Below are 16,137 nucleotides of genomic sequence, written 5' to 3' on the forward strand. Positions count from 1 at the left end.
TAAAACTCATACAATTGTGTCTACCAATAAATAGTATACTACATTCTCGCCTGAATGTACACAATTTTATCATAACAACAAAAATTTATAAAAAATACTGTATGCATGTTCAGACACACGCACATCATACATTATGCAGATACTTTCGCGGAATATTGCGGATAAAACTGCTGATATGACGGTAATGACCATACATGGTCTGCGACCACGACAGGAACAGCTGCTTTTTCGCCCGGGTCATAGCCACATAAAAGAGCCGTGATTCCTCTGCCAGCCGCCCGCTTTTCTCCGCCTGAAAGCCAGGAAAATTCCCCTCCTGCAAGCCTGCCAAGAATACATAGTCAAATTCCGACCCCTTGGCCTGATGGATGGTGATAATGGGTATCTGCGGACGCTTCGTCAACGCATCCAGCTCCGTATTGGAAAGTGTCGTATAACGCAGGAAACGCTCCACCGCATCGAGTGGCCGGATAGCTTCATCGTCCAAATCCCGTGCCTGCCGGAATAAATCCCGCAAGTGCTCCACGCGCTGTGGTTCCTTGTGTTTTACATAATACTTATCCATGCCCCAGTTCACCACAATCTCCCCCAAGAGCTGCCAGGGACGCAGGTGCTTTGCCTTTTGGCGAACTTCGGTAAGCATGTCTGCCCATTCGGTAAACAACTCCTGATATTTGGCCATAATTTCCTGCCGCGCCTCCACATGAGGACGCAAATCCCGCTCCACGGCATACAGGAGGATTTCCGCCGTCGCCATAATATCATCAAAGGCATCGTGGCTGGATTTATGCTTTACCTCACAGTATTTGCCCAAAAATTCCAGCTTGTGATTGGGCAGATTGGGATAAAACCGCCGGAAGATATCCAGCGTATCATAATACAGCGGATATTCCAGCGGCGGCAAATCCAGCCGGGACAGCTCGCTGCCCAAAATCCGCAAATCGTAGGACACATTATGCCCTACGAGTACCGCCCCTTGGGCAAAGGCGCAAAAATCCTGCAAGACCTTTTTAGGGTCTTCGCCCTGCTCCCGCAGGAAATCATCCGTAAGACCATGCACCCTCACCGAATCGCCGACCTTGCGCAAGGGCGTCAAAAGGCGTACAAACTTTTCCTTGACCGCCCCATGCTTATCCAGGCGGATGCCCGCAATCTGGATGATTTCATCACGAGTCGTATCCACGCCGGTAGACTCCACATCAAACACGACGATATTCTCTGCCGCCAAAGCCGCCAGCAACTGCGCATAAGGCTCGCCGCTCTCACGGGCATCGGCATCGACAAAATCCGTCAGCCGAATGCCCGCACTGCGGATTTCCTCACTGGACAATTTCTTGATGGTCGCCGGGCCAATTCCGGTTGCAAAGCGGTTCAGCACCCGCACCAAACTTGCCACGTCATGCTTATTGACCGCTAGTTTCAAAACCGCCAAGGCGTCCTTTATCTCCTGCCGCCGAAAGAACTTCTGCTCGTCAATCAGCATAAAGGGCAGGCGTTCTTTTTCCGATACAAAACGGCTCAGTGAACGGAAATGAGCAGACAATTCCTTGTTATAGCGGTTGCTGCGGGTCAGTATGCAGACCCGGCTGTAATCGGCAACGGGCAGCTGCTGAATCTGATAATAAATCCATTGGGCTTCCTCACTGAAATCCGCCGCGCCCTTCAGTACAATCGGCTCTCCATGCTCACGACTCACCGCCTGCAGACCGTCAGGATAAAGCAGGTTTACCCGCTCCGGGAAGGAATTTCTGAGCCAGTCAAAGGACGCATTTAAGAGCACTTGCGTAGCCCGATAATTTTCATGGAGCACGATGCGTCTGGGATTATAATCCTGCTGGAACTTGCGCAAGACAAGTTCCGGATGTGAACCGCGCCATTCATAAATGGTCTGAAAATAATCCCCACAAAGGAGCAGATGACTGGCGCCAAAAATCTGGGAGATAATGCGGTACTCCAACAGGCTCGTATCCTGCACCTCGTCGATATTGATATAGACAAACCGCCGCGCCCATTTTCCTGCCACGCTGTCCTGCCGAAAAAGCGTATCCACCTGCACCAGCAAATCCGTAAAATCCAATCCATGCAGCTCGTGAAGGCGCTCATCATATAGCGCAGTCTTCTCTGCACCCCAGACTTGCCAGCCCTCATAAAGCCGCCCGTGGAATTTATAGGCGTCATCCACAGTTAATGCCTTTACTGCAGCGGTTTCCTTTTGCAAAAGCCGCTGCAAGGTCTGCTGATAATCCGCGATTAAATTCCCGCTATCAATGGCATATTCGGCCTTCTTTTCCTTCAGCTGATTGACCAGATTCTGCACCGCCTTGAGCGGCCATTCTTCGTCAATAATCTCCTTTAACAGGCCCTGACAATCTGTTTCATCAAAAATCGTAAAATCCGTGAATAAATCCGAATGACGCTTGGCCTCTGTCTTAATGACCTCATAGCAAAATCCATGAAAGGTCTTTACCATCACCCGGCTGCCATTATCTCCTGCCCGCGCCTCCACACGCTCGCGCATTTCCCGACAGGCCTTGTTGGTGAAGGTCAGACAGAGAATTTCCTCCGGCAGGGCCCGATTTTCCTCAATAATATGCGCAATACGGCAGGCCAGGGTATTGGTTTTCCCTGTGCCTGCCGGTGCTAATAATAAAATATTTTTTTCCAGTTCCTCTACTGCTGCTTGTTGTTCTTTGTTTAATGCCAAATCCATAGTTCCTGTGCCACCTTAATTTCCCGATATGCGTTATTGTACCGGTGCAAAATATAAGCGGTACAGGCTTATAAAACCGCCTGCACCGCCTGTAACATCCTAAAAATAGATCTCTTTATGTACTTTTTATTTATTCTTAATGCGTTGCCAACGCTGCCTCAAATACTTCTACGCAGGATTTTTTTTGTTTTGCTGCCAGTATCTCCTCATAGCTGGCCGGTGTCATGCCCATGCGCAGAAACTTTTCATGCAACTCAACTGTCTGGTTTGCGGCAACTTCTGTAATACCTAATTTTTTTGCTGCACTCTTGAATTCTTCTGCTGTCATAAAAATCATCCCTTCTGCATATTCATCTGATATTATATTATTTCCACTTTTAACAGCAAAATCCTGCTTTTTTATTGATAAGTTTCTACCCGCATGCGCTCCCCATCCGTATAAAAAACCACTGCACCATTTTCATCTGTTCGCAGAGTTTTAATCCCCTGCTCCTTAAATCGTTGCACCACAGCAGGTTTCGGGTGCCCAAACGAATTGTCCGCTCCCACACAAAATACGCCAAATTGCGGTTTGACCGCCTGTAAAAACTCCAACGAACTGGAGGTATCGCTGCCATGATGGCCGATTTTCAGCACACTGCTGGCAGGATTTATCCCCTCTGCCAATAACTGTGCTTCTTTTTCTTTGGTCAAATCCCCCGTAAACAGGAAACTAGCCTTGCCATAGGACACGCGATAGACATTTGATGCCTCGTTGCCCGTTTTATTATCGCCCTCTTGCAACGGCGGGGCAAACAACACTTCAATGGTCACACCATCAACAGTCATACTTTCCCCCTGACGGGCAGTATGGAATTTGTGCAGAAAAGGGTCATTATCCCCCAGTTTCATACTGCGGGCATAATCCACTATGCCTTCATCGGCGGTTATCACCTGCGCAACCGGAATTTTGCGCAGAATGCCACCACAGCCTGCCGCATGGTCTTCATGAGCATGGGAAAGAAAAACGCCATCCAACCTCAACACGCCATAGTGCAATAAATAAGGTACATCCACTTTCGCACCAATGTCAAAATTACCGTCCCGTGTACCACCGGTATCAAACATAAAGGCACGTCCTCCCGGCGTAATAACCAGCGCTGCATCGCCCTGCCCTACGTCGATAAAATGCACCTGCATTTCCTTGGGCTTTGCCAATTGAACACTAGCCAGAAATACAACGGCCACCAACAGCGCCACGCTCAAAGCATTGCGCCGTTTTTTTATGCCGTCCCATAATTGTTCCCGCTGTTGGGCATTCAGCAGGAACAAGCCTAACAGCAAATAATACAATAGGCCCCAACCGAAATTCATACTCGGAATCCATATCGCACTTGCCGGCAGGGCGGCAATTTTCACCGTCATTTCCGTAACCACACCCAAGAGCAGACTTCCACCTGCAAAGACTACACTGCCTGCAAACGGCAGGATAAAAGCTGCTACTCCGGCAAAAAGACCCAGAACGATAATTATTTCCACCAAAGGCACTACCACGAGATTGGCAATCAGAGAGGACAGCGACAACTGATTAAAATACCAGGCAAGTATCGGCAGAGTGGCAAGCTGTGCCGCCAGCGTAATGGAAAGCCCTGCCGCAATATACGCATTACAGCCATGCTCACGAAAATATTTTTGCCAGACAGGCGCCAAATAAAGCAGTCCTGCCGTGGCCAGGAAGGACAACTGAAAGCTGATGTGAAAGAATAACAACGGTGAGACTAAGAGCATAACCAGCCCGGTCAACAGTAAAATCCGCCGTGCATCACGCTCCCTGTCCAAAGCCAGTGCCACAAAAGCCAGACCGCCCATAATCGCCGAGCGGATAACCGGCGGCACCGCACCTGCCAGCAGACTGTAAATAACAATCAATCCCACCACCAGCACCACCGTAACCGTTTTAGGCAGGCGCAGTAATGCCCCCAGCCCTGCCATCACCGCCGCCAACAGACTGATATGCGAGCCGGACACCGAAAGGATATGAACTATGCCTGTAATGGTAAACGAATCTACCAGTTCAGGCTTCAAGCCATCATAGCCGCCAAAGAGCATGGCAAATATAGCCGCTGCATCCGTTTTCGGCATAACCTGCTCCATGCGTTCCCGATAATGACGGCGCACCTCTGCCAATTTACGGGCAAAAGCAGCCGTGTCCACCGGCATGACTTTTATTCCCTGCTTGCCTGCCGATAAGGAAGCGCTGATTCCCTGACTCTTTAACAGCATTTTCGTATCCAGCTGGCCAGGATTCTGATAGCCATGGGGTGAGCGCACCTTTCCGGCGGCTGTCACTTTATCGCCAATCCGCACCTCCGGTGCAGCCTGCTCTGCAGCATATACATACAGCCCGCCGCTGGCCGCCTGCCATTCCTGTCCCTGCTGTTTGACTTTGGTCACATCAAGCAAATACCGCTGTTTCTTCCGTCCCTGGTTATCTTCTGTCAACCGCGGAACTTCCCGCAAAGTGCCCTCGATTTTCACCGTCTCTTTAGCAAAATGGGAAATATCTGTATCCGGCAGATTATCCACCGCCATAAAGCGCAAAAAGCCCACGAAAAAGAACGCCATCAACATGGACAGCCATGTCCACTGCTGAACTCGATGACAGCCATAAATGGACAAAAATAACGCTGCTACCAGCAAGGACACCACAATCCCCATCGGCAATGTAAGCAAACTGGCACAGCCAATTCCTGCGCCTAGAGCCAACAGCAAGCCTGCCAAAAATACTTCCTGATGCTGACCGATTTTCATGCCCTCACATCCTGATTATATGCAAATCCTATCCTTCATTTTGGCAAATTTGGCCTCGCCAATACCACGAATCTTTTTAATATCCTCAATGGATTGGAAGGCTCCTTCTGTTTCTCGATATTCGATAATCCGTTTTGCCATGGCAGGGCCGACTCCCGGCAAAGTATCCAACGCTTTTTCATCGGCAGTATTGATATTGACCTTTTCCCCGCTGTCTGCGCCTTTGGATTTATCCGTTTTTCCCGAATCCGTTTTGCCGTTTGTTCCAGTCTTTTCTGGCACCTTTAACTGTTGGCCGTCCTTGAGACTTTGCGCCATATTGATTTTTTCGCCGTCTGCAGTCGGCAGCAAACCGCCGCAGGCATTGACGGCATCGGCCGCCCGCGCTCCTTCCGGCACCTTCACGAGCCCCGGCTTATTAACTGCCCCGGTTACATAAACCGTTATTTCCTGTTTTGGCGGGCTGCTTTCAGCAGTTGCAGCTGCATCCAGCACTACGGCTTGTTCCTCACTGTACAAACCGTAATAAGTGCCGCCTGCCGCCGCCAGCAAAAGAATTATTAAAACAAATAACTGTTTCTTGTACATCGGCATAATACATTCACCACCTATTATCCACCATTGCTATACATTCTACTTTCGCGCACAAGAAAAAAACTCCTGCCAAATGCAGAAGTTTTTCAGATATCCTATAAAGTTTAAGCTATTGCCGTACGGAAGAAATCCTCCACCCAGCTGTTCCAACCGAGGTCATAGATATTTTCTTCGCCAAGCTCATTCTGATATTCAGCCAGTGCAATCATCATCAGAGAATCGGCTACACAGCCATCATCGTCCATGTTCGCTTCTACATAGCTTTCATGGACGGTATTCACTACCTCCGCCAGACGTTCCGGACGCATGTAGGAAATCCCCTCATACATGGCCTCCAGATACTCCCGCGTATCCTTGCGGTATTCCGCTGGTCTTTCCTTAACCGAATCCACAATCTGACGAATCCGGCTAAGGGCAATCAATTTAATTCTTGTTATATAAAGTTCTTTCGTATACATACACAACACTCCTTACCGTGGATATATAATAGCATAAGTTTACATTAATCGCAAATTGTATGCATGTATACTTAATAAACTGTTTACTGAATTGTGTGAATGTTAATTACATGTATACATAATGCAGACAAAGACAAAACAAAAAGCTCCATGTCCATTGAACACAGAGCTTTGTTTTAGCTTTATATACCGTTTTAACTTGTCAAATAGCGTAGAAATTGACCAGCTTGGCATCAATGATACCATCAATACCTTTGACATCTTTAAGCACACTTGCCGGAATGTCATGGTCAATGGTCAGCACCATCAAACTCGTGCCTTCCACTTCCGTCTTGCCCACCTGCATGCCGGAAATGTTGATGCCATGCACACCAAGGAAAGTACCAATCGTACCGATAACACCCGGTTTGTTGATGTGCGGGCAAACGAGGATGCGCGCCTGCGGATCAACGTCCACACGAAACTTGTTGATGCGCACGATGCGGGCTTCACTGCCAAAGAGCGTGCCCTGTACCGTGAGGTTCTTGCCGCCGCCAATATCGGCTTTGACCGTAATGAGGTTGGCAAAGTCTTCGGCTTCTTTCTTCTTGACTTCCGTCACCTTGATGCCGCGTTCTTTAGCAAGACCCGGTGCGTTGACGTAGTTTACATCGTTTTCCATAATGGGATTCAAGAGGCCTTTGATTACAGCCGTGGTCAGCATGCCCGTGTTGACTTCGGTAATCTCGCCGTTATAGGTAACCTCAACCTTTTTGACCGGTGCTTCAGCCAGCGAAGCAACCGTGCCGCCCAGACGTTCAGCCAGCGTAAGATAAGGAGCAATAACCTTCATCACCTGCGGAGAAACCGGCGCCATATTGACTGCCGTTGCCACCGGTTCACCCTTGAGGGCTGCCAGAATGCCTTCGGATACATCCAAGGATACGCCAACCTGGGCTTCCACCGTGGATGCACCCAGATGCGGCGTCAGCACAATGCCCGGCACACCGACGAGAGGATGGTCCGCACCGACAGGCTCACTAGTGAATACGTCAATTGCCGCGCCAGCCACAATACCCTGTTTCACGGCTTCGGCCAAATCTTCTTCAACGATAATACCGCCGCGGGCACAGTTCACCAGGCGTACGCCCTTTTTCATCTTCTTCATCTGTTCCATGCCAATCATGCCCTTGGTGTCCGGGGTCAGCGGCATATGCACCGTGATGAAGTCCGACTGGGTGATGACATCTTCAAGCGTGCCCACGGTCACGCCCAAATCCTTGGCACGGTCTTCGTTGATATAGGGGTCATAAGCGATGACATTCATATCGAAAGCCATGGCCCTTTTGGCTACGCCGGAACCGATACGGCCCATGCCGATAACGCCCAGCGTCTTATTCCGCAGTTCCACGCCCACATACTGCTTGCGATTCCACTCGCCCTTCTGCATGGTTTCATTGGCAATGGGGATATTGCGGGACATGGCCAGCATCATGGCCATGGTATGTTCCGTAGCGGCGATGGTATTGCCGCCGGGAGAGTTGATGACGATAATGCCCTTGGCCGTAGCTGCCGGAATGTCGATATTATCCACGCCGACACCAGCACGGCCGATTATCTTGAGCTTCTCTGCCCGGCTTATGACTTCAGCCGTCACCTTAGAGGCAGAACGCACCATCAATGCATCATACTGCGGAATAATCTCCAGCAGTTCCTCAGCGGAAATCTTGTCCCGCACATCTACTTCAAACTCCTTCTGCAAAAGCTCAATGCCCTTGGGCGAAATGCCATCAGCAGCCAAAACCTTCATATCCATCGCTCCTTATAATCAAAATAACACTATTCCATTATAGTTTATCCATTTCGCAGTAGCAAGTGTATTTTACCAAAAAACAAATTTTATTTCTAAGTTTAGTTTTATGCTATTAATTCACACTTTATGTAACAAATTGCAGTTTGTCGGGAGTTCAATTCGTGGTAAAGGTATCTTGTTCATACGTGGTCAGGGGCGAACGGGGAGTACTTTTTCTGTTTCCCGCTAAACGACCCCTTCGGCCAATAGCGCTGTCCAGTTACCTGCGCCGGGCAGGCCAACGGCGCTGCTTTCAGCGTATTTGCTTAGCTACCTCCTACAGGGGCCGGCCTTCACTTCGTTCAGGCAGTCGCTCCTAACAGAAAAAGCACTCCCCGTTCGCCCCAAGTTACGGATTAGCTTATTGCCACGAACTCGTTGCTCCCGTAACAAGAACATCGATGTACTTGTTGCTTATCACTGCGAAAGTAACAGCTGGTACGGACATCACTCAGGGCGGAGGTGGTGATGCTTTTCGCCGTGGAACGACTGTCCGAACGTAGTGAGGACTGGCCCACAAACGGCATAGACTAAATACTGGGCTGAACATACGCGCCGCCGGTCTTGCCCGGCGCAGGTGACTAAAAAGCTCATACATTTCCTTGTGGGTCATTTCGTGCAACGGCGAAAAGCATTACCACCTCTGCCCAAACTGAGCTGTAACAAAAAAATTCAGCACGTACTGGCAAACTGCAATTTTTCATGAAAAAGCCCGAGGAAACATCTTTTTCCTCGGGCTGCATTTATAGCAAATTTCTCGGATGCATAGACTTCACATAAGCCCCCACATACTCCGGCGCATCCTTCCCATATTTTTCGAGCAGTTTCACAATCGCCGACCCCACAATCACGCCGTCGGCAATCTGGGCCATGCGTTTGGACTGGTCAGGATTGGCAATACCAAAGCCAATGGCGCAGGGCACATCCGTAACCTTGCGGATTTCCTCCACCATTTCCGTCAGATTCGTGGTGATTTCCTTGCGCACACCGGTAACGCCCAGGCTGCTGACCACATAGATAAAGCCCGTGGCTTCTTTGGCAATCATAGCGATGCGTTCATGGGACGTCGGTGCAATCATGGAAATCAAATCCACACCGTACTTTTCGCTAAGGGCCGCAAATTCTTCTTTTTCCTCATAGGGCAAGTCCGGCAGGATAAGGCCATCAATCCCCACTTCCTGACATTTGGCAAAGAAATCCTCCCCGCCATAGGAGAACACCACATTGGCATAGGTCATAAAGACCAACGGAATCGTGACTTCCTGCCGCAGTTCCTTGACCATTTTGAAAATCTTGTTGGTATTGACGCCATTTTTTAATGCACCCAATGTGGAACGCTGAATTACCGGCCCCTCGGCTGTGGGGTCAGAGAAGGGAATCCCCAGTTCGATAAGGTCAGCGCCGTTATCCACAGCCGCCTTAATCGCAGCCTTGCTCGTTTCCATATCGGGAAAACCGCAGGTAAAAAAGGGAATAAAGGCTTTGCCGTTTTTGAATGCGTTTGCAATATTACTCATGAATATCCTCCCCCCGATAGCGGGCAATGGCGGCACAATCCTTGTCGCCCCGTCCAGATACCGTTACAACGATGATTTTGTTCTTGTCCAGTTGCGGTGCCAGTTTCATGGCATGGGCGATGGCATGGGAGGATTCAATCGCAGGGATAATACCCTCCGTCCGCGAGAGGTATTCAAACGCCTCCACCGCTTCATCATCAGTAATCGCCACATACTCTGCCCGCCCGATATCATGCAAGTGGGCGTGTTCCGGGCCAACACCGGGATAGTCAAGGCCTGCTGAAATGGAATACACCGGTGCAATCTGACCGTTTTCGTCCTGACAGAAATAGGATTTCATGCCGTGGAAAATCCCCACACGGCCTGTATTGATGGTCGCCGCCGTCTCAAAGGTGTCAATGCCCCTGCCGGCAGCTTCACAGCCAATCAGTCGTACCTGCTCATCCTCAATGAAGTGATAGAAACTGCCGATGGCATTGGAGCCACCGCCCACACAGGCCAGCACCGCATCCGGCAGGCGACCTTCTTTCTCTAACATCTGACTTTTGATTTCCTGCGAGATAACCGCCTGAAAGTCGCGGACAATCGTCGGGAACGGGTGCGGCCCCATAACGGAACCTAAGCAATAATGGGTATCGCTGATGCGGGTCGTCCACTCGCGCATGGCTTCGGATACGGCATCTTTAAGCGTTGCTGTGCCGGACGTAACCGCTACAACCTTCGCTCCCAAAAGGCGCATACGATAGACATTGAGTGCCTGCCGCTCCGTGTCCTCCTTGCCCATAAAGACCACACAGTCCATGCCCATCAGGGCCGCTGCGGTCGCCGTCGCCACACCGTGCTGACCAGCGCCGGTTTCAGCAATCAGGCGGGTCTTGCCCATCTTTTTCGCCAGTAGTGCCTGCCCCAGCACATTATTGATTTTATGGGCACCGGTATGATTTAAGTCCTCGCGCTTGAGGTAGATTTTTGCGCCGCCCAAGTCACGGGTCATCTTCTCTGCATAATAGAGCCGTGACGGCCGGCCGGCATAGTCGTTTAAGAGTTCCGTAAGTTCCTTCTGGAACTGCGGGTCATTTTTATAGTGGTTATAGGCTTCTTCTAATTCGATAACGGCATTCATCAAGGTTTCGGGAATGTACTGCCCGCCATGAATGCCAAATCTTCCCTGAGGATTGGTCATTGCAAACGCTCCTTTACTCTATCCGCAGCGGCATAAAACTCCGCTAGTTTTCCATTCTTATCTTCCGCCCGCATCAGGGCTTCTCCCACCAGCACAGCGCTGGCGCCCATCTTCACAGCGGCTTTGACATCTTCTGCATCTTTGATGCCGCTTTCGGCTACAAAAATAATATCTGCAGGCACCAGTTCACGCAAGTTGGCACTATTATTGAGGTCTACGGAAAAATCCTTGAGATTGCGGTTATTGACGCCGATTATCCGCGCCCCCGCATTTAAGGCCATCTTCACTTCTGCTTCATCATGGGCTTCCACCAACGCCGACAGCCCCAGCTTATCGCAGATGGCCAAGTATTTCCGAATCTGCTCCTCCGTAAGCAGGGCGCAAATCAAGAGCACCGCCGCCGCCCCCAAAAGCTTGGCTTCATAAATCATATATTCATCCACGGTGAAATCCTTGCGCAGGCAGGGAATGTTCACCGCCGCCGCAATCTCCCGCAGGTAAGCATCACTGCCTAAAAACTCGCGTGGCTCCGTCAATACGGAAATTGCATCAGCGCCGGCAACCTCGTATTCCTGGGCAATCTGCAAATAGGGAAAGTCCGGAGCAATAAGCCCTTTAGAAGGCGAAGCCTTCTTGCATTCGCAGATAAAGGACAGCTTCTTTTTCCGCAAGGCCTGTTCAAAGGCAAAATCCCCCTTGGGCAGCGCCAACGCTTCCTCACAGATTTGCGCAAGTGGCTTTTCTGCTTTCGCTGCCTCCACTCGTTCGCGGGCGTAACCTGCTAATCTCTTTAATACATTCATGCCACCGCCTGCACTTTCTGACTTATAGCGGCAAATTTCTCCAACGTTTCCATAGCCTTGCCGGAGTCGATAAGCTCTGCCGCAAGTTCTACAGCATCAGCCAAAGTCGGCGCCTTATCGTTAATATAAAGCGCAGCCCCGGCGTTTAAGAGCACCGCATTGCGCTTATGCCCGCGCTCGCCCTGCAAAATACTGCGGGTAATTGCAGCGTTTTCCGCTGGCGTACCGCCCACCAAATCATCCTTCGTGCAGCGCTCCATACCGAAATCCTCCGGCTTAATGGTATAAGCCTTGACCCAGCCATCGCGGATTTCACAGACCGCCGTAGGCGCTGACAGGGAAATCTCATCCAATTTATCCTTGCCGTAAACCACCATGCCCCGTTTAACACCAAGACTGCTGAGCACATGCGCGAGCGGTGCCACGAGGTATTCATCATAAACACCTAAGAGCTGGCGGGTCGGACTGCCGGGATTGGTCAGCGGGCCCAAGATATTAAACACCGTCCGCACGCCGAGTTCCTTGCGGATAGCGCCGACATATTTCATGGAAGTGTGATACTTCTGGGCAAAGAAGAAACACATGCCCACTTCATCGAGCAGTTTCTTGCACATCTCCGGGCTTTGCTCGATATTGACGCCCAGCGCCTCCAGACAATCTGCCGTGCCGCATTTGGAGGATGCTGCCCGATTGCCATGCTTGGCGACTTTTACGCCGCCCGCAGCCGCAACTAAACTTGCCGTGGTGGAGATATTAAAGCTCTGAGAGTGATCGCCGCCGGTACCGACAATATCGCAGATATCCATTCCCGTGTCCACTTTTGTCGCATGGTCACGCATCGCCGCCGCACAGCCGGCGATTTCCTCCGTGGTTTCCGCACGCGCACTCTTGGTGGAAAGTGCCGCCAGGAACGCCGCATTCTGCGTAGGACTAGTCTTGCCGCTCATAATCTCATTCATCACGGCGTAAGCTTCATCGTAAGTCAAATCCTCTTTGCTGACAATCTTTACAATAGCCTGCTCAATCATGGTAAATCCTCCTTCGATACAAAAACTCCGGCACGGTTCTGCCATAACCCAGGCAAAATAAAACGCCCTTGACAGAACAATCCATTCTATCAAGGACGAAAAGTTTTCACACTATCCGCGGTGCCACCTTGTTTTCATGGCTTTCAGCCATGCGCTTTGCAGGATACAACCATATCCCCGGAAACTCACGCGTTCCTCACGTTGCAGAATACTCTGATTTGACCTGTCAAACCATTTGACTGCACCCTCAGCGGTCCATTTGACCATCCGTTTCTTGCCTGACTTCCAGCAACGCAGGCTCTCTGTAAAGGCGTAAAAGCCGTTATCTCCGCTTCATCGGTTTAGGTCACTACGATAAAATAATCTTACAATATTATTTATCGCAGTTCCTTATTGTTTAATTTTGAAATTGATGTAAGCTTATCATTATTCCGCAGGTATGTCAAGATATTTTTCGTAAATCTGTAAAATTTATCTTTTCAGTTTCGCCATCTGTATTTTATAGAGGAACAATATTTGTTTTTGCCCTTGCTTTTATAAAAAATTAGGGGTAAAATAAAGAAAAATATCCGCTATATGTAACATTGTAAGTTTTTTACTTTTAGGAGGTACTCCATGGAAGCAAATCGCGTATATAACTTTAACCCCGGCCCGGCTACCCTGCCCCTGTCGGTACTCAAGGAAGCACAGGCAGAATTCTTAAACTTCGGTGACAGCGGCATGTCCATTCTGGAAATCAGCCATCGTGCTAAGCCCTATGCCGCCGTGCATGCGCAGGCAAAAGCCGATATCAAGGAACTCATGGGCCTCGGCGATGATTACGAAGTCCTGTTCTGTCAGGGCGGTGCCAGCCAGCAATTCGCCATGATTCCGCTGAACTTTGCAAGCACAGACCACCCCGGCAGCTATGTCCTGTCCGGCAGTTTTGCCTCCAAAGCCTACAAAGAGGCGGAACTCTTAGGCGTAGGCGAAATCGCCGCTTCCAGCAAGGACAGGGATTTCAAGCATATTCCCATTCAGGAAGAACTCAAAATCAATCCGAATGCTGCCTATGTGCACCTTTGCTATAACAATACCATTTACGGTACGGAATACCACTACATTCCTGAAACAAACGGCGTGCCCCTCTTTGCCGATATGTCCTCGGACATGCTCTCTCGCCCGCTCGACTTCAAGAAATTCGATTTCATCTACGCTGGCGTGCAAAAGAACTTAGGCCCCGCTGGTGTCGTGCTCGTCGTTGCCAAGAAAGAACTGCTCGCCAAGAGCCCCAAAACTCTGCCGACCATGTTCCGTTACAGCACCTTCCTCGAAAAAGATTCCCTCTACAACACGCCGCCTGCTTTCTGCATCTATATGGTCGGCAAAGTTGCCGCCTGGATTAAGGCTGAAGGCGGCCTTGAGGAAATGGCTAAACGCAACAAAAAGAAAGCCGCTGTGGTTTACGATGCTATCGACAATTCCGACGGTTTCTACAAAGGCCATGCCGACAAGGACAGCCGTTCTTTCATGAACGTCACCTTCCGCCTGCCCTCTGAAGAACTCGAAGCAAAATTCGTAAAAGAAGCTCTTGAGCAGGGCCTTAGCGGTGTCAAAGGCCACCGCAGCGTCGGCGGCATGCGCGCCTCCATCTACAACGCAATGCCCTATGAAGGCGCTGAAAAACTCGCCCAGTTCATGGATAAGTTCCGCAAAGAAAACGCATAAGGTTACTATTTTGTTCATAGCTGACTCGTCAATTGACGGGTCAGCTTTTTAGGTTACAATTGCAGTTTATCGGAGAGTTCGTGATAAATGTATCCAGTTCATACGTTGTCAGTGGCGAACGGGGAGTACTTTTTCCACCACATAGGCATAAGGTGCCGTCCGCGCATGATTGAGCAGACGATAACAACCAACTGTATAATTCTTTTTCGACAACACGGCGAAAAATTCCTCTAAACTGGCCGCTTCCTGTGCCCCTGCCGCATGTCCGGGATAGGCGACAATCACGCATACTCCATTACAGTTCAGCTTGTCCAATACCTGCTTTACCGCGGTCATCGTGCTTTCCGTCTTGGTGGTAACACAATGCTCCTCGCCAGGCAGATAGCCAAGATTAAACATCGCTACATCAATAGGCTCGGACACCAATTCGGCAATTTTATCGTGACTAGCTAAAACATAATTAATCCGCCCAGCATATTTAGCGGTTAGCACCCGCGTATTGTTTAGCGCCGTTTCCTGAATATCAAAGGCATAGATTTTTGCCTCATCGACAGTATGCTCTGCCAAAAACAGCGTATCATGTCCATTGCCGGCGGTTGCATCTACTACTGTCCGTGCATTTTTTAGTGCAGGTTCTATGGCTGCCTTAACCAAATTCAATACATTGCTTACCGTTTGCAAGACTTTTCCTCCTATAAAAAAGCCAAAGCAGAAAAAGCTCTCTGCCCTGGCTACACATTCTAAATTTATTTTTCCTCGACGATTTCCCGCAGGATTACATTCTCTGCTTCATCCGTTGCCTGCAGCTGTACGCTGACTACTTCTTTGGATGATGTTGGCACGTTCTTGCCTACAAAATCCGCGCGAATCGGCAGTTCCCGATGGCCTCTGTCCACCAGTACAGCCAGCTGAATGGTCTTGGGACGGCCATTGTCAATGACCGCATCCAACGCAGCCCTAATCGTACGCCCTGTATAGAGCACATCATCTACCAGCACAACGATTTTGCCCGTAATATCCACCGGCAGTTCCGTGGGACGCACAATCGGCTGATAGGCCAGCGTGGATAGATCGTCCCGATACAAGGTTATATCGAGCACGCCCACAGGCGGCTTTTTACCTTCAATTTTTTCGATGTTCTCGGCCAGACGTTCAGCAATAGGCACGCCCCGAGTACGGATTCCCACGAGAACGACATTATCCACGCCCTTGTTCTTTTCCACAATCTCATGGGCAATGCGGGTCAATGCCCGGCGGATACCTTCGGTGTCCATCAGGACAGTTTTATCAATAAATTCCATATCCTCGCCGTTACTGAAAACTTATAAAAAGCCATAAACCTTCCGTAGAAAGTTAACTTTTATGTTCCATTCCTCATTCACCGCGTCCGCTTTTGCCGTCCTGAAGAACAGACTACTCTCACGTTTGATATAACGCTCCAGAGGCTTAAATTCCCGACTAACGAATCGGTACATATCTGCATTGACTTGTTGGTGTCAGCTTGCAGATTTAGATA

General features: G+C 49.8%; 13 protein-coding genes. 1 reads left to right on the top strand and 12 read right to left on the bottom strand.

Annotation, left to right across the window (positions count from 1 at the left end; genetic code table 11):
* Positions 1-124: 124 nt before the first annotated feature.
* The 10 genes from G598_RS0116440 to trpD all read right to left on the bottom strand — a co-directional run bounded on the left by G598_RS0116440 (position 125) and on the right by trpD (position 12,914).
* Positions 125-2,710, bottom strand: coding sequence for a 3'-5' exonuclease (locus tag G598_RS0116440; protein WP_026767844.1), 2,586 nt, complete (start codon positions 2,708-2,710; stop codon positions 125-127).
* Between the two features lie 136 nt (positions 2,711-2,846).
* Positions 2,847-3,038: a hypothetical protein gene (locus G598_RS0116445; RefSeq protein ID WP_026767845.1), complete on the bottom strand. Its 192-nt coding sequence runs from the start codon at positions 3,036-3,038 to the stop codon at positions 2,847-2,849.
* A gap of 71 nt (positions 3,039-3,109) precedes the next feature.
* Positions 3,110-5,500 carry a DNA internalization-related competence protein ComEC/Rec2 gene (locus G598_RS0116450; RefSeq protein ID WP_026767846.1) on the bottom strand — a complete coding sequence of 797 codons (2,391 nt, stop codon included), beginning with the start codon at positions 5,498-5,500 and terminating at the stop codon, positions 3,110-3,112.
* Between the two features lie 15 nt (positions 5,501-5,515).
* Complete coding sequence (locus G598_RS0116455) at positions 5,516-6,094, bottom strand: helix-hairpin-helix domain-containing protein (RefSeq protein WP_026767847.1); 579 nt, start codon at positions 6,092-6,094, stop codon at positions 5,516-5,518.
* Positions 6,095-6,198: 104 nt separating this feature from the next.
* Positions 6,199-6,552, bottom strand: a complete 354-nt coding sequence (locus G598_RS0116460; protein ID WP_026767848.1) for a hypothetical protein — start codon at positions 6,550-6,552, stop codon at positions 6,199-6,201.
* Between the two features lie 202 nt (positions 6,553-6,754).
* The gene (gene serA, locus G598_RS0116465; RefSeq protein ID WP_026767849.1) at positions 6,755-8,341 is read right to left on the bottom strand and encodes a phosphoglycerate dehydrogenase; all 1,587 of its coding nucleotides are present in this window, start codon (positions 8,339-8,341) and stop codon (positions 6,755-6,757) included.
* A gap of 785 nt (positions 8,342-9,126) precedes the next feature.
* Complete coding sequence (gene trpA / locus G598_RS0116470; protein WP_026767850.1) at positions 9,127-9,900, bottom strand: tryptophan synthase subunit alpha; 774 nt, start codon at positions 9,898-9,900, stop codon at positions 9,127-9,129.
* Positions 9,893-11,083, bottom strand: coding sequence for a tryptophan synthase subunit beta (trpB, locus tag G598_RS0116475; protein WP_026767851.1), 1,191 nt, complete (start codon positions 11,081-11,083; stop codon positions 9,893-9,895). The genes trpA and trpB overlap by 8 nt, the downstream gene beginning before the upstream one ends.
* Positions 11,080-11,886 (bottom strand): indole-3-glycerol phosphate synthase TrpC, encoded by an 807-nt coding sequence (gene trpC, locus G598_RS0116480; RefSeq protein WP_026767852.1) that lies wholly within the window; start codon positions 11,884-11,886, stop codon positions 11,080-11,082. The genes trpB and trpC overlap by 4 nt, the downstream gene beginning before the upstream one ends.
* Positions 11,883-12,914, bottom strand: a complete 1,032-nt coding sequence (trpD, locus tag G598_RS0116485) for an anthranilate phosphoribosyltransferase (protein ID WP_026767853.1) — start codon at positions 12,912-12,914, stop codon at positions 11,883-11,885. The genes trpC and trpD overlap by 4 nt, the downstream gene beginning before the upstream one ends.
* A 615-nt stretch (positions 12,915-13,529) precedes the next feature.
* On the opposite strand from trpD, the gene serC reads away from it, so the two are divergent.
* Positions 13,530-14,621, top strand: coding sequence for a 3-phosphoserine/phosphohydroxythreonine transaminase (serC, locus tag G598_RS0116490; RefSeq protein WP_026767854.1), 1,092 nt, complete (start codon positions 13,530-13,532; stop codon positions 14,619-14,621).
* A 108-nt stretch (positions 14,622-14,729) separates the two neighbouring features.
* Here serC and mnmM read toward each other — a convergent pair whose 3' ends face one another.
* Positions 14,730-15,302, bottom strand: coding sequence for a tRNA 5-(aminomethyl)-2-thiouridylate-methyltransferase MnmM (gene mnmM / locus G598_RS0116495; protein WP_026767855.1), 573 nt, complete (start codon positions 15,300-15,302; stop codon positions 14,730-14,732).
* A 65-nt stretch (positions 15,303-15,367) separates the two neighbouring features.
* Positions 15,368-15,922, bottom strand: a complete 555-nt coding sequence (pyrR, locus tag G598_RS0116500; protein WP_026767856.1) for a bifunctional pyr operon transcriptional regulator/uracil phosphoribosyltransferase PyrR — start codon at positions 15,920-15,922, stop codon at positions 15,368-15,370.
* Positions 15,923-16,137: the final 215 nt, after the last annotated feature.

The sequence above is a fragment of the Selenomonas ruminantium subsp. ruminantium ATCC 12561 genome (assembly GCF_000424065.1).
Classification (GTDB): domain Bacteria; phylum Bacillota; class Negativicutes; order Selenomonadales; family Selenomonadaceae; genus Selenomonas_A; species Selenomonas_A ruminantium.